This window comes from Acaryochloris sp. CCMEE 5410 (assembly GCF_000238775.2).
GTDB lineage: Bacteria > Cyanobacteriota > Cyanobacteriia > Thermosynechococcales > Thermosynechococcaceae > Acaryochloris.
Genome location: NZ_AFEJ02000002.1, coordinates 846,722 through 869,072, shown reverse-complemented (window position 1 = coordinate 869,072; position 22,351 = coordinate 846,722). Strand labels below are relative to the sequence as shown.

Here is a 22,351-nt window from a genome sequence, read left to right as displayed (position 1 = left end):
ACTTTAGTTGCTACCCACCTCTAAAGCAGGATAGAGAAGCAGCATCCAGAAGTCTATGGTCGAGAATCGTCGAGGGAATCATACCGTCACCCGTTTAACAGTTCATATCGTGTGGGTCACCAAGTATCGCTATCAAGTGCTCAAAGGGGAAGTGCAAGAACGATGCCGAGAATTACTCATCCAGATATATGATGCAGAGGATATCCGCATATTAAAAGGTGTGGTCAGTAAAGATCATGTTCATATGCTGATTGAATATCCACCATCGAAATCGATTAGTGACATCGTCAAGCGGTTGAAAGGTCGCATATCAAGACGTCTTCAGCAAGAGTATCGAGAATTGGAGAAGCGATATTGGGGGAAGCATTTGTGGGCCATAGGTTATGGAGCCTGGAGTACGGGTAACATCAGTGAACGGATGGTAGAAGAATATTTGGAGCATCACCGTCCCGTGTCAAATAACGATGTAGATATGTTCATGCTGGAGTGAATCAGGACTTTAGTCCTGAGAAGAATCGGACTTAAAGTCCATAAATAACCTCTGTACTTTCAGTGCAGAGTCGTTAAGTACCTGTATTAATATTTTCTTAATTATTTCAGGGTTTGAGGTTTCAGAATCCAACTAAAAAAGCATAAAACTTACAGTATTTTTACGGTGAAGGTTTTTTGTTTTTGGCAACTTTAACTTATGGTTTACCCTTTGCTGAATAAGACTTTTACCTTATACACTCCTTACGAACCGGCTTATATTCCTAATTTCCTGAGCTTTCGAAAAATCTATTTATACCTCCGTATCAATTCGGATCTCATTTTGCTGGATGCCCAGTTAAGGTGTAGCTACTGGTACAAGATACTTGACATTCCTCAAGTTGAAAACAATGAGAGAAGTTGGCTATACCATTCTCTCTAGCTACCATTTACTCCCATCCATCACATATCATTTGTTACAAATGTATCTAGTCCGTATTGGTAAAGTCCTGATTCAAAAAGGACTTATTAGTGACTTCCAATTACAACAAGCCCTCCAAATCCAAAAGCAGACTGGACAAAAGTTAGGTGAAATACTGATTCAGCAGGGTCATATTTCTCAACTTCAGCTGAAGCAAGTTTTAGTTGAGCAACGGTGTCGAAATTTCCTAGCTTGCTCTCTACTAACCCTCAGTACCCTTGGCCCCACTTTCTCTATCACACCTCCTCAATCTGCCAGTTCCCAATCTCCTGAGAACCAGAAAGTTCTGCGTTTAAAGCCTAAATCTAATGTTGGAGGTGCTCTAAACTCCACATCCCAAGTATCTCAGCCAGATCCACTGTCTCTCACTATTGCAGCTAGCCATACCCCAACCGTTGCCACTCCCCTGAAAGGGTTTTGCCACCCTCTTAATGGAAGAGGATATCTATCTCAAGGAATTCGTGGTAAAACTCATCAAAATCGGATGGAATATGCTTACGATATCGCCAGTTCAATTGGTACCCCTGTTTATGCAATGCGGGCAGGGCGGGTAATCAGACTACAAGATAAATATCCAGACACGGGCGGGACCCGAGTGAATGCCTCCAGGTTTAACTATGTTTGGATCGAACATGAACATGGCTATCGCTCGGCATATGCTCACTTACAACAAGGTTTCCGACAACGGGTCCAACTTAAAGCTGGAGACTGGGTAAAAGCGGGACAACTTATAGGCTACAGTGGCAATTCGGGATGGTCTTCAGGTCCGCATTTACATGTTGAAGTGCAAAGCCAAGGTAGTCGGGCAAGGTTTTCTCAAACTGTTCCATTTCAGATTTCAGGTTCTTGCAGCACATTAGCTCGTAAAGCTAGCTAATTTATCCATCTCTACTCAGTTATTTGAATTTAGGCTCATGTATTCTAAATCTCCAATTTGAAAGAAGTTAGGTATTTTCAATATTGGTAGAATTTAATAGCAGCAAATTGGTAGATTGAAGCAACCTTTCAATACCCTCATTGTTACTTTTTTGGGTTTTCTTTGTTACTTTTGTGCAATTTCTTTGCTATATCTGTTCACTTTTTAAAAACTTGAGATAGAATGCTCGCAAGGTTTTGAGGATAACTCAATGAATAAAGGCGAATTAGTTGATGCTATTGCTGATAAAACAGGAGTAACCAAGAAGCAAGCTGACGTTACGCTCAGTGCTGCGGTTGATGTCATTATCGATGCCGTTAGCCATGGCGATAAAGTTACTTTAGTCGGATTTGGTAGTTTCGAACCACGCGATCGCAAAGCCAGAAATGGCCGTAATCCACAAACTGGCAAGAAGCTAAAAATCCCTGCCACCAGAGTTCCTGCCTTTAGTGCTGGGAAATTGTTTAAAGATAAAGTTGCTCCATAAGTTTACTCAAGTCTTTTAGTTAAATAACTAACTGATAGCAGTTCCAAAGTATAGTTTGTGTTCTGTTCGGATTAAGCTCTTAAAACTAATCCGCTCAAATTTTCTGTTGGGAAAATATGCGATCGGTATTGAAATTTAAGGTGTTCTCGATCACTCCTTTTACTCTCATTTTTTTATGCCGTCACTCCAAGTTTGGCTGAATACTTCAGCAAATTTTTCTGGTGGCTACAATTTAATTATTCTGTCAAGAGCTTGAAACCTGAGATCATAGAGTTTTAGCATCAAGCTTTGGTTCAACTTTATACTTCATCTGGTGTACTAGGCTTCACCACCTTTAAAGTCTAAGTACAAGATAAGCCCCTTGAAACTTTCCCTGTTCAAAGCTTTAAGAATAAAGTTTTGACATGCTTTCTGTACAAGGGCATCAATCTAATCCCCTAAGTTACAGCAGAGTTTTTGTCCTGTATTTGGTTCCAGGACAGCTTAGCCACTCTTAATCAATGTATCTCTATGGAGAGCTGTATTGGCCAGAAAGGACTATGCAGTAATCGCTTGCCTGATTTGAAGAAGGTACATATAGCGACAATCCTTCATATTAAAGGAAACAGCCACAACTTCCTCCATGATTCAATATACGTCTTTGAACTAAGTCAAAGATAGAGCTGGCATGGTTTACATGAATCTTAGCCTTCCATCCAGCTATCAATCAACCAACTTGACTTCGATTATAGCTATGAACTAACTAATAAAAGCTCTCGAATTATATGGCTTCTATGAGAGGCAATAATAGGGTGACAAAATAGTAAACCAAGGGAGCCGTAAATACGTAACTATCTGCGCGATCTAAAATACCGCCGTGGCCAGGAATTAGTTGCCCAGAGTCTTTGACTCCTGCATCTCGCTTCATCATGGATTCCGTCAGGTCTCCTAATAAACTGGCAACACCAATCAACAACCCCAAGGCTGCTCCGAGAAACAGCCAAAATGGCCAAATAAAGGTATATGCACCAATAATAGCAACGGTCAGGCTACCTAAAACTCCGAATACTGCTCCTTCTACTGTTTTTTTGGGGCTAATATCTGATAAGCGGGTTTTACCAAATAGCCGACCAAATGTATAGGCACCAATATCTGCAGCCCAAATACAACCAAAGGCAAGAAGGGTAATCGTTAATCCGACAGGCAGCAAATTGATATTCGACCATTGTTCTGGCCAATATCCCCATAGAGGTAAATTGCTGGCTTCTGGCGTACCTAGTGATCGTAATCTAATCCAAAAACTGGGTAGGTATCCCCCATAAAAGAGACCCAAGATTGAACTAGAAATATCGGAAATAGTGGCCAGTTTCGGTTGAAATAACAGATAGAAACAGATGAAGGTTCCCGCAACGGGTAAAACTGCATCAGCCAGCATGCCGTTAATGGTGGCGGTGATCAACAGCAACTGGCTAACAATCATGGTAGTTTTGCCAGCTGGCCGGTTACCTTTGGCCCGAACCAGGTCAAAATACTCATCTTGAGCCAGATAGACAAGGATGCAAAAACCAAGGGTAAAGTACCATCCACCCAATAAAATCATGCCCAACGCTAGAACGATGGCAATCAGTCCACTAATGATACGAGCCCAAGGCATATATGTAGATTATTATTTCCCTCAGGGGTATTATCCTACGCCGATGTCTTTCTCCGCAGCTAGTTAAGCTGAGAGAAGATGCATAGAGGATAGCAAAAAGCATTCGATCTGGCGATATCCCAAAAAAAAAGAGTATTCTGAGGAACAGCTCTTTTCGTCATTTGAACTGTGGTCATCTGATGTTGATCGATGAACCCCATAATGGCTTGTGAGATCTGCGTATGGGCTGATTTCTGCGGAACAGTTGAATCGTTATGCTCCAAGTAAACAATGCGTCCCAATGTAACAACCATACAACCGAATAATATTTTGGACGGAGTCACTGGCGCGGTCTTTCGTCAGGAAGTAGCAGCTGCAGTTGAGGCGGGTGCCGATATTGTTTTGGTAGATTGCCAAGATATTTCATTTATGGATAGCTCTGGTCTAGGTGCTTTGGTCCTAGCCCTGAAATTTATGCGGGCAGCCGAACGTCAGCTCGTGCTTTGTTCGCTCAATCAGCAGGTTAAGACCCTTTTTCAGTTGACTGAAATCGCTCAAGTGTTTCAGATCTACGACAATCGGCAACATTTCGAACAAAGTGGGCTTTTAGGTTCTTGAAGTTCTAGTTCTCAGGCGGTACTTACGGAAAGACAACTTGCATTAGTGCTAAATCATCGGTAAAGCGCTGGTGCTTACAACATATTTGTACTTGGTCCAAAATAGTTTCAATTGTGGGGGATCCTATTTGATGAAGCTGTTGGAGTACATGGGAGAATCCTTCTAGCCCCAGCAGTTGATTGTTGGTTTTAGGGATTTCATAAATCCCATCGCTAAAGATATAGAGGGTTTGATGTGGCGTGATGTTACAGCTCTGACTTTGATAGGTAAATTCTGCAAACATTCCCAAGGGGAGTCCTGGTGTTTTTAAGGTCTGTACCTCTGGTTCTGATGTTGACATCAATAGGGCTGGCGGATGCCCGGCACTGGAAAATACTAATTCTTGACGAGAGCGATGATAAACCCCATACCAAATGGTGAGGTATTTAGGGTTTTCGGGGCTCATGGTGAATCGTTGATTGAGAGCATGCAACACTTCATGGGGATGTTGGTAATTGATGCCTGGGAATGCTTGCGATCGCAACATATTTAATATTGATACCGATGGCAAGGCTGCCCCTAAACCATGTCCCGACACATCTAGAAGATACAGAATCAACGTATCTGGGGTTAGCCAATAGTAATCAAAGCAATCCCCACCTAATTGACTAGACGGAATAAACCGGGACTGGATTTGAATCGGTGATTGTAGGGGGGCAGGCAAAATGGAACGAACATATTGGGCAGCCTCTGCCAATTCCGCTTCCAGCCTTTGTTTTTGTTCGTGTAAGTCCTGGTTTAAGTGATAGAGCCTCAGCCCTGCCCGCACACGGGCCCGCAGTTCACTCATATCAATGGGTTTTGTTAAAAACTCATCGGCCCCAGCATTCAGTCCAGCAATTCGATCGTCCAGATCAGATCGAGACGTTAACAAAATAAAAAAAGTGGCAGAAAGTTGTGGATTTGATTTTAATTTCTGACAAACGCCAATTCCATCCAATACCGGCATCATCCAATCGCAGATGATTAAGGCAGGGCAGAGTTGCTGTGCCTTTGAGAGGCCTTCTTGACCATCGCTGGCGACAGTCACCTGATACCCCTGTTTTTCAAGTGTGCGGCGTAAGAGGAGCTGGGTAATGGGATCATCATCGATGATCAGAATTTTCACCATAGATGTTTCACAAGGCCATATTTGAGCATCTATTGTGAATTTATTCGCAAGGGCGAGGGCTAATCCACACCGTTCAAGTTTAGCAAGGGGATAATCTCTGCTAAGAAAGCTAATGTTTGGGGGATGAGTTCCCTATAATTAAGCTAAAGTCGCCTGGTCGAATAACGACACCACTTCTTATGTCAATAGCCTTGGACCCATGCAATTGGAGAGATTGACCTCCTCATAGCAGATGCCAAAGCACTATCATCTAAGTGTTAATTCTGACCTCAATAACCTGCCTCAAGTTCTGGACTGGTTCCAACAGCTGCACCCTACTCGAGTCGCAGAACAAGAGTGGCTGGAGTGCCAGATAGCACTGGCAGAAGGATTTACCAATGCGGTGAGCCATGCCCATCAATCACTACCGCCCACTACCCCCATTCAGTTAGAGCTGGGAATTGAGCTAGACCATGTGGAAATCCGAATTTGGGACCAGGGTCCCACCTTTGATCTACGCCAATATTTACAGCATCACCCTACTTTCCCCAGCCAGGATATGGGCGGTGGTCGGGGGCTGCTGCTGATCAACCGGATTGCTGATAACGTTCAATATCGAAGAATAGACAACTGCCAAAACTGTCTTTCTATCGTTAAGTACCTGTCTTTGAATGAGCCCATCCACTGAGGATATTAAGCCTTGGATCGCTCTGAGCATCGGCAACTCCCGATTGCACTGGTTTTATTATGAAGGGTCAAATTTAGTTCAGACCTGGGACACCTGCCACATGGAGATATCCCAAACAAGATCCCCTTCCACCTGGGAGGAGTGGCAGGCCTATTCCCCTGCCATGGCCCACTGCTCTTCTAAGGTAACTATGCCAGAGCTGTGGGTTATCTCTGTTGTTCCATCTCAAACCTGTATTTGGCAGACTTATCCCCAATCCATAGTCATTACTGCCACCGATATTCCGATTCAGTATCCTTATGAAACCTTTGGACTGGATCGAGCGCTTTCAATCTGGACTGCAGGTACCCTGCATCAATGGCCCATATTGGTGATTGATGCTGGAACTGCGCTGACCTATACAGGAGCCACTTCATCGACCAACTGTGTGGGAGGAGCGATATTGCCAGGCTTGGGATTGCAACTGCGATCGCTCTCGCAATCTACAGCAGCGTTACCCACCATTGCCTTACCCCAAAACCTTCCCAATCGATGGTCGCTGACGACCGACGTAGCCATCCAAAGCGGTATTTTGCATACTTTAGTCTCTGGCATGATTGACTTTATCTCAGCCTGGCTAAAGCAGTATCCCACCAGTCAAATTGTCCTAACGGGGGGAGACTCCGAAACACTATATCGCTATCTATTGCAAGCTTCTAAACCTAAAGCAGTGCAAAAACTACTAGACCGGGTTATTCTACAGCCCCAACTCCAAGGGATAGGGCTTCTACATTTACGTCAGCAGAAAGGTGATCGGTCGCTGCATTTCTAGAGCTAGCGAATCACTAATTCACCTTGGAGGTAGTCTTGCAGCTGCTGGGTATGATCATGACTTAAAGACATGTTCATCGCTTCATCTAGGGAAAAAGATTGCACCTCAGATATTTCATTTATATCGTTCACTTGCAATTTCCCTTCAACCTTAATTTCAAAGGCTAAACAAATGGAATGTAATCGAGGATCACGATCGGGGTCTGAGTATACCCCCACAAATCGTCCCATTGTTGTGAGTGATAACCCCGTTTCCTCATGGAGTTCTCTTTTGATACTGTGCTGAATATTTTCACCCCAATCCACCATGCCGCCCGGTAAGCTCCATAGGCCATTATCCTGACGTTTAACCAATACGATTTGTCCATCTTCAAGGATCGGTATTAAACATACCCCTAATAATGGGTGTCGAAAGAGAAGGCCCAGCACCGTCTGAACCATGTATGCGAAACGTTTCATAGTCAAAAATACAGAGGTAGGCTAGTTCACATAGTGAGGTGCGTTAGTATCCATCAATAGACTAGAGTGCCTCCTAATATATCAAGGCAAATCTAGAAAATTATGCATTAATCTTTTGTGCAAGAACTCCGTTTTAGATACTAAAAATAAATCTAAAAGAGAGTGAGTTTAATATCTACTTTCTCAGTAATTCTAAATCTTGCAACACATCTGTGGCGTGATCGGCAGCCTTGACCTTTCGATAAATCTTCGCTAGCTTGCCGTCCGGATCAATGAGAAAAGAATGTCGATAGATCCCTTCATATTCTTTACCCATAAACTTTTTGGGTCCATAGGCTTCATAGGATTTTGCCACATTGAAATCGAGATCGGAGAGTAATTGGAAAGGCAAATTTTGTTTATTGATAAATTTCTGATGGGATTTGGAATCATCTCCACTAACCCCTAGGATAACAACCTGCTCAGTTCGATAGGTCTCGTACTGATCGCGAAATCCACAAGCTTCTTTGGTACAGCCAGGCGTATTGTCCCGGGGATAAAAGTAAAGCACCACCCATTGTCCTCGAAAACGTTTAAGGTCAATGGATTCACCATCTGCATTGGGTAAGGTGAATTCTGGAGCGTAATCGCCAATGTCCAATGTCATAATCTTCTGAGCGTAAAGAGAGCAGACAGAAACAGTCGGTAGAGCTAAAACCAGATTGCGAATTGGCAGCGGTTGCGCCTCATCAATCCCCGTTCTTTTAGAATTATGCATTAAGACGCATAGGCTTAGGCTTTTCGATAACCAGTTCATCCTAAGAGGCATCCTAACCGACTACAGCTCGTTCAAGACAGCGGTACGATAAAGGAACAAGTCTCCGGTGATATTCAGTCATGACCTTCTTTCGCCAAAATATTGCTCCTTTTTTGATTGTTTTGATCTTTGTCGTGGCTTTGGTGGCGGTCAGCGCCAGGGCGTTCCTGCCAGATGATATGGCGCAACCTGCTCCAGTGGAGGAGGGAGTAAGCTGGGTCCCCGCTATGATCATTGAGGGCTAACCTATCTCTTCAGCGGGTTCTCATTCCGTTGGTTCCTCTGATTTATGTTCTATGGTTTAGTCTAAATCTTGGATAGAAACTTTGTTTCGGGGTTCAATGCACGTTTAGGGACGAAGGGAGAGCAGCATTTATTACTGCAATTTATGCAGCGGACCTACGCAGAACTTTACCCTGGACATGATTATCAACATTTACGGGCCGTTATTGATCAATATTGGTCGACGGATACGCCCTACTGGTTGATCACTACTGAGGATAATGCCCATGCGTTTTTGGCCTGTTTATGGTTAGGAACGGCGGTTGATCAAGTCACAGGGGATGCTTATACCCATATATTTATCCTTTACGTCGATCCTGAATATCGCCAGCAAGGCTTAGGGACCGCCTTATTGCAGAAAGCTGAAGATTGGGCTGCTCAGCAAGGCGATCAACAAATTGGCTTACAGGTGTTTACGAATGCCCATCCTGCATTGTCGCTATATGAGAAGCTAGGCTATCAGCCTAAAGCACACTTGTTAGTCAAGCCCATTCAAACGTAATAAAGGGCTCGGTAGGCCATCGAAAGCTTTCCCTTAACCGTGATGAATTAGTCATGTTTGAATCCAGCACAGCTTCATCTAAGAAACAGGCCCAACTCGCAGCAGATTATTTAGCATTGTCCCCCTTAGACCAGCAACTTGTCCAAGTGCTGTCAGTAGCCTATGAGCCCGTCAACCGTAGTGCCATTCTCACTTGTTTGAATCGTCAGGCAGCTGCAGACTCGGATTATAAAACCTGGGATTCCAAACTGCTGAAGCAACATCTTGAGGGCTTGCTTGATCAAGGGATTGTATTGCAAGAACGAGGCCAAGGACCTCAGTGTCATCCCTTGCTGGCTGAAATTGCCACCCGTGATGTCTTAGAGATGGGCAAATTTGAAACCCTTGCCCCCATTATTCAAGGGGCTGTGCCCGTTTATGAACCCTGGGGTTCAGGCCCCCGAAGCTTTAGGAGTGAAGCTCAATTTCTGCGGGAAGCCCGAATTGGTTTTTATAGCCAGGATTTAAAGTTTCTCACTGAACAACTCTCGGACTACCAAAAAGTCTTTAAAAGACAGGACCCGTTATCTCTGGATGATGTCATTACGATCATCTGCAACAACCCCTTTGATGCAGACTGGATTCAAACACTTCCCACTGACTTTTATGAGCTAGCCCTGACCAGTATTCTGTCGAACAGCATTCTGGATTTATCTTCTAGTGAAGAAGCTTTTGAAGTACTTCAGGAAGATTTTGCCAATCAGAAGACTCGCTGTTCTGATTATTTGAAGGTGGTTTTAGCCGAGCAACTATTATTACGTAGCTATGTGGAAGAAGTCTCCTCCGTACTAGAGTCAATTGATGAAAAAAATCAGGATAATACTGCGCCCTACTGGGGTTGGTTGGCCTTTCTACAAGGTGACACGGATCAATCCATTGACCTTTTCACCAGCGCTTTAACTGAATTACGGAAAACAAAACGTAAACGCAGCTATTACTTTACTAGTATTTCGGGGCTCTTTTTTATTTTGGCCTTGCTGCAGGAGGGATCTTCAGAACGATTGATTCAGGCCCAAGGCTATGTGCAGCATATGGTGCGTAAGTCGGGTTATTGGTTGCGAACCACCTATTCTTGGCTAGATAGTTTGATCCAAATTCAACAAGGAAATTTATCAACCAAGAAAACTTTGCTTCAGGCTTCTCTCAATCCTTATGAAGGACACCATAGCTTAGATATCTTATTCGGAGCCCTTTGCCAATATTGGGTTGATGCTGAAAAGGCCAAAAAATGGTTGCCCAGGGTTTTAAGCCCCCTTTGTCGGCAAGCCACGCAGTCTGGGTATCACTGGTTTGCCATGGAAACAGCAGAACTAATAGCCAAACTGGAGACCGAAGAGGCTGACAATCCCTATCAGGCCCAAGCTCAACTCCTGCGGCAGGGAAGTGGCATCAAGCCACTGGTTGATATTATCAGATCGCAAGAGCCCTGGGAGCTGTGCCTGAATGCCCTAGCGCATCTGCAACAAGAAGCCCCCGTCGTCCAAGCAGAACTGCGTCTGGCCTGGTTTATCACCCTCTATGGTCAAACTTGGTTACTGCAGCCCAAGGAGCAGAAAATGACGGCAAAAGGGGGGTGGAGTAAAGGCCGTCCCATTGCCCTGAAACGGTTGTACGGCAAGCCCGGTGAATTTAACTATCTCACCGATCAGGATTTACGAGTCTGTAGCCAACTTGAAACCTATTCGTCCTATGGGTCCTATGGCTATTACAACAAAACAGAGTACCGATTTAGCGAGGAAGCCATTGTAGAGTTAATCAGCCATCCCCTCGTCTTTTGGGAAGATGCACCCACGACTCGCGTGGAGGTGGTGAAGGGGGAACCTGAACTATTAATCCAAAAACAAAAAGGAGACAAACTGGCCCTTACGTTTTCTCCAGCCTTGAAGGCGAGTCAGACCCTGGTCGTTACGAAAGAAACCCCAACTCGCTTAAAAATTATTGATATCAAGCCGGAGCATCGCCAAATTGCCAACATTCTAGGGGAGAAAAATCGGCTGACGGTTCCCGAACGCGCAAAAGAACAGGTATTGGCTGCCATTGGTGCGGTTTCTAGCTTAGTAACGGTTCACTCCGATATTGGGGGTGGAGTTGCGAGCGCCACAGAGGTTCCAGCACAAGCTCTTCCCCATGTACATTTACTCCCTGCTGGAGAAGGACTGAAGGTTGCAGTATTGTCCCGTCCCTTTGCGGAAGGGGGTCCCTACTATCCTCCAGGGAGTGGTGGCGAAACGGTCATTGCCGAAATTGAAGGCCAACGTTTACAGACCATACGCAATCTCGTTAAAGAGCGACAATTGGCCAAAGCAGCGATTGCGGCTTGTCCAACACTAGCGAAATTGACACCGCAGGATCATGAATGGTTGGTGGAAGACCCGGAAGCCTGCTTGGAGCTTCTACTAGAACTCCAGGACTTAAAAGAGTCTGTTGTGCTGGAATGGCCTGAAGGAGAGAAACTAAGTGTCAGACATCGGGCGGATTTAGGTCAGCTCCAGTTACAGATCAAGCGTCAGCGGGATTGGTTTGCGGCAACCGGAGAGTTAAAACTCTCTGATGATTTAGTTCTGGATATGCAAGCCCTTTTAGCCTTGTTAGAGCAAACCCCCAGCCGTTTTATCCCCATTGGCGAAGGGCAGTTTATTGCCCTGACTCAGGAGTTTCGCAAACGGCTAGACGACCTCCGAGCATATTCTGAACAACAAGGTAAGGGGTTGCGGTTTCACCCTCTAACCACCATGACCTTGGAGGACATGGTGGAGGATGTGGGTAAGTTGAAGGTGGATAAGCATTGGAAAGCCCACGTCCAAAAATTAAAAGATGTGCAAGCTTTACAACCCCAGCTACCCACAACCCTGCAAGCAGAGTTACGGGATTATCAGCAAGAAGGGTTTGAGTGGTTAGCCCGACTATCCCATTGGGGCGTAGGGGCTTGTTTGGCAGATGATATGGGACTAGGAAAAACCTTGCAGGCTCTAGCGGTGATGTTGACCCGTGCCCCTGAAGGGCCTGCCTTAGTCATTGCTCCCACCTCCGTGGGTCTGAATTGGATTAGTGAGGCCCAGCGGTTTGCACCGACCTTACGCCCGCTGCAATTTGGAACCAGTCAACGCCAAGAACTGCTCGATCAGCTTCAGCCCTTTGATCTATTGGTCTGTAGCTATGGTTTATTGCAGCAAGAAGAGGTTGCTCAAATGCTGGCCCAGGTGAATTGGCAAATGATTGTCCTGGATGAAGCTCAGGCCATTAAGAATATGACGACGAAGCGCTCTCAAGCGGCCATGAATCTCCAGGCTGAGTTCAAACTTTTAACGACCGGCACCCCAATTGAAAATCATTTAGGGGAACTGTGGAATTTATTCCGATTTATTAATCCGGGTCTCTTAGGATCAATGGAACGATTTAATCAGCAGTTTGCCGCACCCATTGAGAAAAGTCAGGACCCCCAAGCCCGTCAGCGGCTGAAGAAACTGATTCAGCCTTTTTTGCTCCGCCGGACCAAGAGCCAGGTTTTAGAAGAGCTACCATCTCGGACTGAAATTACCCTTCAGGTGGAATTGAGTGAAGAAGAGATGGCCTTGTATGAAGCTCTGAGACGAAAAGCGATCGCAAATCTTGCCGATAGTGATGCCCAAGCGGGAGCAAAACATCTCCAGGTCCTAGCAGAAATTATGAAGTTACGCCGGACTTGCTGTAATGCTCAACTGGTGATGCCTGAATCACCGCCTGCCAGCGCGAAGTTACAACTGTTTGGTGAAGTCCTGGAGGAATTATTGGCCAATCATCATAAAGCCCTCGTATTTAGCCAGTTTGTCGATCACCTCAAAATTTTGCAAGATTACTTAGACAAGAAACAGATTGCTTATCAGTATCTGGATGGCAGTACCCCTGCAAAAGTACGTCAGCAGAGGGTTAAAGCGTTTCAGTCTGGCGAAGGTGAAGTCTTTCTCATCAGTCTGAAGGCGGGAGGAACCGGACTGAACCTAACGGCTGCCGACTATGTCATTCATATGGATCCTTGGTGGAATCCTGCGGTAGAAGATCAAGCGTCAGATCGTGCCCATCGGATTGGTCAACGACGGCCTGTTACCATTTATCGGCTGGTTGCTAAAAACACGATTGAAGAGAAAATTGTAGACCTGCATCGGCATAAGCGTGACTTAGCGGATAGTTTGCTGGAGGGAACGGAAATCAGCGGTAAGATATCCACCGATGAGCTACTGCGATTAATTCAGAACGGTTAATCTTTGTCTATGTCAATGATTTAACTTGCAAGAGAATTAGCTTTTTAAAATACATAAACCAATGAAAATATTTCTTACGTTTGTTAATTTTTATGGGTGATCCCCATCACTGAATCGCCTTTATAGGGAAAACTAGGGTGATGATATAAGGGACTCGAACGTTTTCCTCAGGGAAAAACATCCCTGTTTATATTTATCTTTGCGATTGAGAAAGATAGGTTGCAAAGTTTCTATCGTTATTTTGAGGTTGTGTCTATCAAATATTTCCTGTTGCGATTGTTGAACGGTAGGTGCCCTTTATGATTACGGTAGGGCAGGGAATCGATAAGCCAGGAAATACCGACACTGCAGTCCCCCAAAAAGACCATAAACTCAGCTTTTGGCAGCTGTGGAATATGAGTTTTGGCTTTTTTGGGATTCAGTTTGGCTGGGGCCTGCAAATGGCTAACACTAGCAGTATATTTGAACATTTGGGAGCCCGGGCTCATCAACTCCCCATGCTCTGGTTAGCAGCTCCCCTCACGGGGCTAGTCGTACAGCCCATTATTGGGTATTTAAGTGACCATACATGGGGACCGTTGGGGCGGCGGCGGCCTTATTTCCTGGCAGGTGCGATCGCAGGTTCCGTAGCACTCATAATGATGCCCAATGCTCCCAGTCTATGGATGGCCGTGGGATTGCTATGGATTCTGGATACTTCTGCCAATGTCAGCATGACGCCGTTTCGCTCCTTTGTTGGGGATTTGCTGCCAGAAGAGCAACGCACCTTAGGGTTTACGATTCAAGGGATTTTTCATGGCTTAGCAGGGGTGATTGCCTCAGCTTTACCGTGGCTGTTGCACCATGTCTTTGGGGTCATTGAGTCCCAAGAAAATTATCACACTGTACCTATCGCTGTTAAGCTTTCCTTTTATATAGGTGCTTTAATTTTTCTGGGTTCAGTAGTGTGGACCGTTGTCACTACGACCGAACCCCTACCAGAAGAGTTTGAAGTGACTCATCCACAAACAATTCAACCCCATTCAAACGGCATGGTATCGGATATTGGTATCGCCTTACGGGAGATGCCTGTAACGATGCGCCAATTGGCTTGGGTGCAGTTCTGTAGCTGGTTTGGGATGTTTTGTGTGTTTTTGTATTTCCCACCTGCGATCGCACATAATATCTTCGGTGCTACGTCAGAAGGGACCTTACTCTACACCACAGGGATTGAATGGGCAGGATTATGTATTGCCATGTACAACGGCGTTTGCTGCCTGTTTTCCTTCATTTTGCCTAAATTAACCCAGCAAATTAGCCTTAAAAGAACCCATTCCCTATGTCTTATGAGTGGCGCTTTGGGGCTCTGTTCCTTGTTATGGATTCATAATCAATATGTTCTGCTGCTCCCAATGATCGGGGTGGGAATTGCCTGGGCCAGTATGCTCTCTTTGCCCTACGCAATGTTGGTTAACGTCTTACCGGCCAGTAAAAGCGGTCTATACATGGGGATTTTTAACTTCTTCATCGTGTTACCAGAGATCGCGGCAGCCCTTGGCTTGGGATGGATAATGAGTCATATTTTTGCCGGGAATCGTCTAGCAGCAGTTATTTTGGGCGGTGGGTTTATGATGATTGCAGCCGTACTGACCCAGCGAGTGCAGATCCATCCAGAAGCTGAGAACCCAGATTCAACTCAAAAGACTTTCGAGAGCTTAGTGAGCTTGCATTAGCTGCTGTTGAGCCAAAGGACAATTACCAGACCTTTATTCTCAGCATCCCACTATTTCCACTGGGCTAATATTAGCCAGTTTGTTGAGATGGATACAATGTTGTGCTTTGCCTATCTTTATGATGTCACCAATGGGCAATTTCACCTGACGTAGGGATTTCAACCATGGCTGACTCATTGCTGCCTGGGGGTATCATTGCATTCCTCCTCGCCACCCTGGGCATCGGCGTTTATGCGTCGAAACAAATTAAAGGAGACAGTGTTAACTTTTTAGTCGCAGGTCGAGGGCTAACGCTGCCCTTAGCAGCCGCCACATTAATGGCCCAATCTGTCGACTCAAATGCCACTCTGGGCAATACGGATCTGGCTTCAGAATTCGGATTCTGGGCAGGAGCCTCACTACCGCTGGGCTTAGCCCTTTGCCTCTTCCTGACCGCTCTGTTTTTCGCCAAACCAATGAATCGGATGGGGTTAATCACGTTGCCCGATTTCTATCGGGTGAAATATGGGCGGACCACCGAATGGGTAGCAGCCGTACTGATGGTTATTAGCTTCTCTTTCTTACTCGCAGGTAATTTAGTTGCAGGAGGATATCTTTTTCAAACCTTTTTAGGGATGTCCTACACCATTGGGGTGTTGTTGCTTGCGGTCATCGTTTTGATCTACACCGCCAGTGGCGGCTTATTTGCCGTCGCCTATACCGATGCCATTCAAGTACTGATTGCTTTAGTGGGGTCACTGTGTCTCTTCGGTTATATCGGACTGAATTTCGGCTTCAACATTCCAGCAGGTACCGGTCCTTTAGCCCTAGCACAGATGACTAGCCCCGCATCAGGTTCCCTAGTCAATTGGGCAACGCTGTTAGCCCTGGGGCTGGGAGATATCGTTGCCATTGACTTTATGGCTCGAATCTTTTCTGCAGAAAGTCCTGAAACGGCTCAAAGAGCTTGCCTGATCGGCTCTTTAGGTACCGTAGTGATTGGTGTTCCGTTCTCGATCATCGCTCTCTCTACACCTGAAATTTTGGCATCAGCTGGTGTTACGGCTGATGGTCCTATCCTTTATGCGTTGTTGCAGAATGTTGTGCCTTCTTCTTTGGCTCTTTTAGTCATTGTGGCGATTTTATCGGCCTCTCTTTCAACTGCAGATGGCGCTATTTTGGGAACTTCTTCGGTGATCGCTCACAACATCCTGGGCATTCGCCATAATCAGCCCAGTGCAAGTGGCGATCGGCTTCTGGCTTTGACCCGCTCGATGGCAGTAGTCATCACTATCATGGGCGTGTTTTTTGCTTTAAGAGTTCCCCAAACTGGGGTTTTACTCCTATTAGCATTTGATCTGGGGTTTGCCGGATTGTTGGTTCCCTTGGCTGGAGGACTGTTCTATCCAAAAGCCACTAAAGAAGGCGCATTAGCTTGCATTATTGTGGGTTCATTTACTCGGTTACTTCTCTTTGCACTAATGCCCGTGACGTTTGGAATTAAAAATACCCTTCTATACATACCCAATAGTATTTTCACTGCTGATTTTGATGGCATTCCCACCCTAATCAGCCCTTTAATTGGATTATGCCTATTTTTAGTGATTTCTAAGTTAACCTATCGGCCCCTTCCTATTGTGGAACAGCCCGTTCAGCGCACCCTCCAGAAGGTTTAATCCTTGTCTCTTAGTTCAAAGCCACTGGACTGATGATTACGTTTGGTTTTGGCACAAGAAATCATTAGGAGCTAGTACGACTTGCTATGGGAGTTTTAGACAGTTAGTCTATGTGCCATTCGCCCCCTGCTTTATCAACTGAAGCAGTAAAAAAAATTTGGCACTCTAGGTTTAGCAGGATTGTTGATGTGAATACAGACTGGTTATCGGCAGATGTTAATCAGTAAGTATACGCAAGTTATCTACTAGGAAGAACGTGTTATATAGTCTAAAAATAATAATAAAGTCATACAAATAGTACTATTATTATTTTTCAAGACACTTGCTTGCAATCAATGCAAACCTAATTTAATTAGATTATTAATACCAATAAATAAATCTATAGCCCCTAATTATAAAGACTTCATCAGGATTCAAGATCAGGAATTAGGATTTTTTGGTTGTTTTCTAGAACAGCTTAATCAATTGAATATATCATGATAATTTTAGAGTTTGAATAGATATCTCAACTTCCGTATTTCCCATGATGTTTGCATCGTTAATGTCAGTCATCATAGGGATATACAAGTTATACAGAAGTTCTACTACAGGCTTTTCTTGACAAGACAACGGACTTTTTGATCCGATTTATCGCCCTCATCACCACAAGATTAAAAAATGAACTCCCCCCACATCGGTTTTTTAGCAGCTCTCATCACCTTTTCTGTTATCCCTGTTACTCCAGCAGAGGCCATGCCTAATCAGGCAGATGAGATGATTCAGGCCACTGTCACCACTGATATGTTACCTACCGTGATCATGGAGAATACGACGTTCGTTACAACTGCCCCAACAGTAACGACGGCCCGCCAAGCATTAACACCTGTCGTTAACGATGGCAGAAAGGAAGCACGCTCGAGAGCTAGTTCATCTCAAGATGTGCAAGCTACTATCAATCGTTATCGCACCATCACAACAGGGCGTGCTCAGGCAATCTACCAGGCCCAGTAGTTATCGAATTTAGGTTTCTTGCTTGGGATCAGATTGAGCTATCCTTTGTGACCAATTTAGATCAGGACAACCGAAAGAATTAAAATTTATGATGCTGATCAACCGTCAGTACATCTGAATATTCAACACCAACTATTGCGAATTTACGATATTTTTTCATTTGACTTGTAGAAAAATATCGTGATTGAACAACCTATGTGATTATGGCTAAGGGCGACACTAGGTTAAAAAAATTGTTGCGAACCTAGGGAATTGAATTTTTTAGATTGACACTATTCTCAATGAGTTTGAGCTATTGAGCATCATGAATGACAAAACGGGTGGGATTGATGAGATTTTGGTACTGCAAAAACAGTTGGCAATCAGCCTCAAATTTCATCATGGTAAGACACTCGAGCGAATTCCTTTAGAAGTTGCAGTACAGGTTATGGCTAGCGTTTGGGAGTCCTGTCATCCCGATGGCTTAGCCGAAAACCCCCATGATGCAGTCACTGCAGTTATTCCTAAAGATCAAGTCCGCCAAGCCATTCACAGGGTTGAGGCATTCAAGCCCATAGAAAGCTGAGTCAATAGACGTGGACATCAACTCCTGTCAGAAATTTTAGCCAAGAAATAAACGCTTGGCCGACTCGGTTAGCCGCTAGGTCACATCCATAAATCAAAATTTCAGCATTATCACTCAAACTACTTCGCCATTGGCGAATGTCGTCTGCATAAACCCATAGATTCATTTCACACAGCAAGGTGCTTCCTAGCTGTAGCTGACCTGGTGATCCCTGACAAATCAAGTGGAGACTCGATAAAGTCTGAGACTGCTGTAATAGGGTTTGTAGTTGGGTAATACCATCCTGTTGACCATCCAGAATATGGACATCGATGCCAAGAAGGCGATTAGTGAGTAAATACTGATAGTTGTTGACGGCTGCATCAACCACCACGATGGATTGGGCGTGCTGGCCAGATTCTGTTAGCAGAGCCAAGGTTTCCGCTGATCGATTTTTCGTAGCCATGAGTTGTGACATGGTCCTCCTCCAGGTTCAACAAGTACAAAACACCAAGGGAAATAAATCAGGTGCTGCCAAGTTTGGCCATTTCTGTAGACGGTTCCGTCTGGATTAGTTCCCTATAGATGGAGGATTCCACGGCTCACCCTCTGACCGACTAGTCTATGCATCTGTGCACATGAACCTTAAAGGCTCCATATACCTCCATACGTCTGTTTTATAGGTTTGGATTTAAATAGATATGCCCAATTGCCGTTGGATCGGCCAAGACACTCATCATTCCAAGAAATAGAATCTTTGCCTTCAATTAGAATTCTCTGGCCCCAAAAAGATCTACCTGTTCCCCTACGCTAGGGTAAGCCGTTGGAGTTAGCTACATTGCCACAAGTTTCTAGTTAGTCGGGTGATAGCTACATCGAACAATTAGCCTGAGAATGAATTCAATCCCTCAAACTTCATACCAGTAATCATGAGGATAAGCATGTTCTTCAGGCAACAACAGAGGGGGTATTATTTCTCATCTGTTTAAATCTCTTGAACATCGAAAAAATATCGCTGTTTTGATGAGATGATACAAAATAATATATCGACAAACTCAAAATTCAACGTTTCAGCTTTGATTCAGAAGACGCTGTATCGTAGATTTTTGGCTTTGTGCGGGTACTACTAGATAAAGAAGATCACCTCGCGAAGAACATGCCAGTTTATCAATCCCACTATGAAGAGTTGCTGGCAACCTATAGTAATCATCACCATGCGGTGGAACTGCTTCGACAGCACCGTCCCTACTTTGAGAAAATTCCCAGTATTCGTCGGTCTCGCGATAGTGTGATCACTATTCCCTTACCTGTGGTGCAAGTAAGGTGCCGAATCCCCCAATCGGAGATCAAGTCCTCCGATAGCCCCTACGAGCTCATTACACTCCCTTGCGATTTGGCACTGTTGATGTGTGATCCAGAGTGGAAAATAAAAACTGGAGTAGAAATCTTAGTCTTTATCCACCGTCCCCAAGAGGATTTTTCGCATTTGGTGAGCCGTTGGCGGCAAACCCAAGTTGCCTTGAGTCGGGGCTATACCTGGGAGATGCCCCAGCAGTTTCAACATATTTTTAATGAGGGGGCAGAGAAAATGTATCCCTTATTCGTATTGTTTGAGGAAACATCAGAACGCATTAAGCGAGGACTCAAAGGGGCCTTCTTGCCCTATGTGATTCAAAATGTGGACATTGCCGCCGAGGAACGCAGTGAGACCTCAGGAGTGGCGGCGACACCAGAAGCTAAACCTGATGTCGAGTAAGACTGTCTGAAATTTGCTGGTGGAGTCCTGCCATTGTCATGGCCGGTTCTAGGCAGCTGAATCCTTGGCAAACCAAGCCCAGGGCACCGGGTGGAACTTCGGAGGATGGACTGTACACTGCGGTGGGTAAATAGGTTGATGCTAAGTCTACCGATGTCCGAATGGAGGTGTGATGGAAATACCAGTCCAAGGCGACAAATAGGCTAGGGCAGGCCTGGGTTGAGGAGTCCATAACTTGCCCAAAGGTTTGCAGGGCTTGTTCGGCTTGGCTGAGGTACTCGGTGCGATCGCAAAACAAACTCAGGCGGATCAAATTTGCGATCGCAACCCCATTGGCCGCAGGTGTGGCATTATCCAGCCAGCTCCGCTCCCGAATCAGCAGTTCTTCAGATATTTCACTGCCCGTATTAAAATAACCTCCCCCTTCTACAGCCCACAAATGCTCATCAAACTCAGCCTGTGTGGTTTGCGCTGCCTCTAACCACCGACTGGCTTGACCCACGGCCAGGCTTTGACAAGCCTGATGGAGATCTAAAAACGCCTTGATCAAAAGCGCATAATCCTCTGATTGAGCGATCACCGCAATTTCGCCATCATAATTAACGCGGTGTAGCCGTCCCTCGGACCATTGCTGATCGAGAATAAAGCTGGCAGCTTTCGTAGCTAATGCTAGATAGTCAGGCTGTTGAAACACTGCTGCAGCCCGAGCCAAGCCTGAAATCATCAAGCTATTCCAAGCCACAATCATTTTGGTATCCGTTACTGGAGGGATACGACCGGGCCAAGGATGGGTTTTAGCCACCTGGTTATGGGTGGCAGGTGGAAAGGTCTTTAAGGATTCGGGCCGGTCACCATAACGGACCTGAAAGAGTTTCTGTAGAGCTTCTTCTACTGTTTCGCTGATTACGCCGGGTTGCTGGCGCTGCAGTACCGTCAGCCCGTCTTCGAAGTTGCCCTGAACACTCAGATTGAAAATCTCCGCCATGGCAGCATATTCTTCTGGGGTCAGCAGATGGGTCAACTCCGAGTCAGTCCAGGTATAAAAGCGCCCCTCCTCAGGCTCAATATCTGCCGTTGTGACGAAGTTATCCGCATCTTGAGCCGCATAGAAATAGCCCGCCTCTGCCGTCATTTCTCGCTGGAGCCAGGCAACAGTAACCGCAATCGCCCGTTTAAAAGCAGGCTCTTCAACCCCTGTACTCCACAAATTCGCTAGATATTCGACAATCTGGCCATTGTCGTAGAGCATTTTTTCAAAATGAGGCACCGTCCAGGTGGGATCGACCGTGTAGCGATGAAAGCCGCCAGCCACATGGTCATAGATTCCACCCAAGGCCAAATCCAGTCCCCGTTGGCGACAGGCTTGTTGGGCCTGCTCTTGCTCAGAAGTGGAAAAGCGCGATCCGTGCAGTGCGATCGTAGCGTAGGGCATCATGGGAAAGCTTGGCCCTGGCATTTTATTGATCAGCACCGTTGTATTCTTGGCAATGCCCTTACTCAACAGTTCAGGCTGGAGATCACCAATGGGATTGAGAACGGTTGAGCTTTGCAGATGGCCACTGAGCTTCTCTTTCTGGGTATCTAGTTTCTCTTTCTCAGTGTCATAAAAGCTGCGAATCGCTTCTAGAACCTGTAGAAATCCAGGACGTCCATATTTGGGTTCCTCCGGGAAATAGGTGCCGCCATAGAAAGGCACCAAGTCCCCTGGCGACAGAAACATATTGAGGGGCCATCCCCCCTGCCCGGTCATCGCCTGCACCGCCTGCATATAGATACTGTCGATATCAGGGCGCTCTTCCCGGTCCACCTTGATGGGGATATACTGCGCGTTCATATACTTGGCAATTTCAGAATTGGAGAAGGCTTCTCCTTCCATCACCGTGCACCAATGGCAGCTGGAATACCCTACCGAGAGAAAAATAGGTTTATTCTCCTGGGCTGCACGTTCTAGGGCTTCTTCACACCAGGGCCACCAGTCAATGGGATTATCAGCATGCTTGCGCAGATAGAGGCTAGCAGAATGGGCAAGACGATTCGGCATGAAGCCACCAGAGGAGAGTGCATTCACAGTCTATCGCTATCTTCTTGGGGGAATTTTTCCTAATCCCAAAAATATTCTTAAAGTCAAATCTCGCCCTTAAACCCAAAGAAACCCATGATTTCCGACGT

20 protein-coding genes are annotated in these 22,351 nt (G+C 45.5%); 14 read left to right on the top strand and 6 right to left on the bottom strand.

The features are described from left to right. Positions 1-55 precede the first annotated feature (55 nt). The 3 genes from tnpA to ON05_RS24800 all read left to right on the top strand — a co-directional run bounded on the left by tnpA (position 56) and on the right by ON05_RS24800 (position 2,352). Complete coding sequence (gene tnpA / locus ON05_RS24810; RefSeq protein WP_010468390.1) at positions 56-490, top strand: IS200/IS605 family transposase; 435 nt, start codon at positions 56-58, stop codon at positions 488-490. A gap of 460 nt (positions 491-950) precedes the next feature. Further along, entirely contained in the window at positions 951-1,826 is an 876-nt protein-coding gene (locus ON05_RS24805; protein ID WP_039778620.1) for a M23 family metallopeptidase, read from the top strand. 250 nt (positions 1,827-2,076) lie between these two features. Then, positions 2,077-2,352, top strand: a complete 276-nt coding sequence (locus tag ON05_RS24800) for an HU family DNA-binding protein (protein ID WP_010468395.1) — start codon at positions 2,077-2,079, stop codon at positions 2,350-2,352. A gap of 760 nt (positions 2,353-3,112) precedes the next feature. Here ON05_RS24800 and ON05_RS24795 read toward each other — a convergent pair. Further along, a complete protein-coding gene (locus ON05_RS24795) occupies positions 3,113-3,985 on the bottom strand; it encodes a phosphatidate cytidylyltransferase (RefSeq protein WP_010468397.1) in 873 nt (290 codons plus the stop codon). A 270-nt stretch (positions 3,986-4,255) separates the two neighbouring features. Here ON05_RS24795 and ON05_RS24790 point away from each other — a divergent pair, with 270 nt between their 5' ends. Beyond that, positions 4,256-4,582, top strand: coding sequence for an STAS domain-containing protein (locus tag ON05_RS24790; protein WP_010468400.1), 327 nt, complete (start codon positions 4,256-4,258; stop codon positions 4,580-4,582). 22 nt (positions 4,583-4,604) lie between these two features. On the opposite strand, the gene ON05_RS24785 is transcribed toward ON05_RS24790, so the two are convergent. After that, positions 4,605-5,732, bottom strand: a complete 1,128-nt coding sequence (locus ON05_RS24785; RefSeq protein ID WP_010468402.1) for a PP2C family protein-serine/threonine phosphatase — start codon at positions 5,730-5,732, stop codon at positions 4,605-4,607. A 232-nt stretch (positions 5,733-5,964) separates the two neighbouring features. On the opposite strand from ON05_RS24785, the gene ON05_RS24780 reads away from it, so the two are divergent. Further along, positions 5,965-6,399: an anti-sigma regulatory factor gene (locus ON05_RS24780; RefSeq protein WP_010468404.1), complete on the top strand. Its 435-nt coding sequence runs from the start codon at positions 5,965-5,967 to the stop codon at positions 6,397-6,399. Next, positions 6,383-7,210 (top strand): pantothenate kinase, encoded by an 828-nt coding sequence (locus ON05_RS24775; protein WP_010468406.1) that lies wholly within the window; start codon positions 6,383-6,385, stop codon positions 7,208-7,210. Before ON05_RS24780 ends, ON05_RS24775 begins: the two co-directional genes overlap by 17 nt. A 2-nt stretch (positions 7,211-7,212) precedes the next feature. On the opposite strand, the gene ON05_RS24770 is transcribed toward ON05_RS24775, so the two are convergent. Continuing rightward, positions 7,213-7,668: an NUDIX hydrolase gene (locus ON05_RS24770; RefSeq protein ID WP_050857415.1), complete on the bottom strand. Its 456-nt coding sequence runs from the start codon at positions 7,666-7,668 to the stop codon at positions 7,213-7,215. Positions 7,669-7,843: 175 nt separating this feature from the next. Further along, on the bottom strand, positions 7,844-8,314 hold the full coding sequence (gene bcp, locus ON05_RS24765) for a thioredoxin-dependent thiol peroxidase (RefSeq protein WP_029314942.1): 471 nt from the start codon (positions 8,312-8,314) through the stop codon (positions 7,844-7,846). Positions 8,315-8,544: 230 nt separating this feature from the next. On the opposite strand from bcp, the gene ON05_RS24760 reads away from it, so the two are divergent. The 7 genes from ON05_RS24760 (at position 8,545) to ON05_RS24730 (ending at position 18,447) form a co-directional block, all read left to right on the top strand. Further along, a complete protein-coding gene (locus ON05_RS24760; protein ID WP_010468412.1) occupies positions 8,545-8,709 on the top strand; it encodes a hypothetical protein in 165 nt (54 codons plus the stop codon). Between the two features lie 68 nt (positions 8,710-8,777). Further along, complete coding sequence (locus ON05_RS24755; protein WP_029314943.1) at positions 8,778-9,248, top strand: N-acetyltransferase; 471 nt, start codon at positions 8,778-8,780, stop codon at positions 9,246-9,248. A gap of 53 nt (positions 9,249-9,301) precedes the next feature. Continuing rightward, complete coding sequence (locus tag ON05_RS24750; protein ID WP_010468415.1) at positions 9,302-13,525, top strand: DEAD/DEAH box helicase; 4,224 nt, start codon at positions 9,302-9,304, stop codon at positions 13,523-13,525. Positions 13,526-13,824: 299 nt separating this feature from the next. Next, positions 13,825-15,237, top strand: a complete 1,413-nt coding sequence (locus ON05_RS24745; RefSeq protein WP_262562343.1) for an MFS transporter — start codon at positions 13,825-13,827, stop codon at positions 15,235-15,237. Positions 15,238-15,401: 164 nt separating this feature from the next. Next, a complete protein-coding gene (locus ON05_RS24740) occupies positions 15,402-16,892 on the top strand; it encodes a sodium:solute symporter family protein (protein WP_010468421.1) in 1,491 nt (496 codons plus the stop codon). Positions 16,893-17,549: 657 nt separating this feature from the next. Further along, the gene (locus ON05_RS24735) at positions 17,550-17,882 is read left to right on the top strand and encodes a hypothetical protein (RefSeq protein WP_010468422.1); all 333 of its coding nucleotides are present in this window, start codon (positions 17,550-17,552) and stop codon (positions 17,880-17,882) included. A gap of 304 nt (positions 17,883-18,186) precedes the next feature. Further along, positions 18,187-18,447, top strand: coding sequence for a hypothetical protein (locus tag ON05_RS24730; protein WP_010468425.1), 261 nt, complete (start codon positions 18,187-18,189; stop codon positions 18,445-18,447). 1 nt (position 18,448) lies between these two features. Here ON05_RS24730 and ON05_RS24725 read toward each other — a convergent pair whose 3' ends face one another. After that, on the bottom strand, positions 18,449-18,904 hold the full coding sequence (locus ON05_RS24725) for a DUF4347 domain-containing protein (protein WP_029314944.1): 456 nt from the start codon (positions 18,902-18,904) through the stop codon (positions 18,449-18,451). Positions 18,905-19,582: 678 nt separating this feature from the next. Between ON05_RS24725 and ON05_RS24720 the strand changes: the two genes are divergently transcribed. Beyond that, positions 19,583-20,182 carry a hypothetical protein gene (locus ON05_RS24720; protein ID WP_010468430.1) on the top strand — a complete coding sequence of 200 codons (600 nt, stop codon included), beginning with the start codon at positions 19,583-19,585 and terminating at the stop codon, positions 20,180-20,182. On the opposite strand, the gene ON05_RS24715 is transcribed toward ON05_RS24720, so the two are convergent. Beyond that, positions 20,163-22,223, bottom strand: a complete 2,061-nt coding sequence (locus tag ON05_RS24715; RefSeq protein WP_029314945.1) for a thioredoxin domain-containing protein — start codon at positions 22,221-22,223, stop codon at positions 20,163-20,165. The two genes, ON05_RS24720 and ON05_RS24715, sit on opposite strands and share 20 nt — an antisense overlap. Positions 22,224-22,351: the final 128 nt, after the last annotated feature.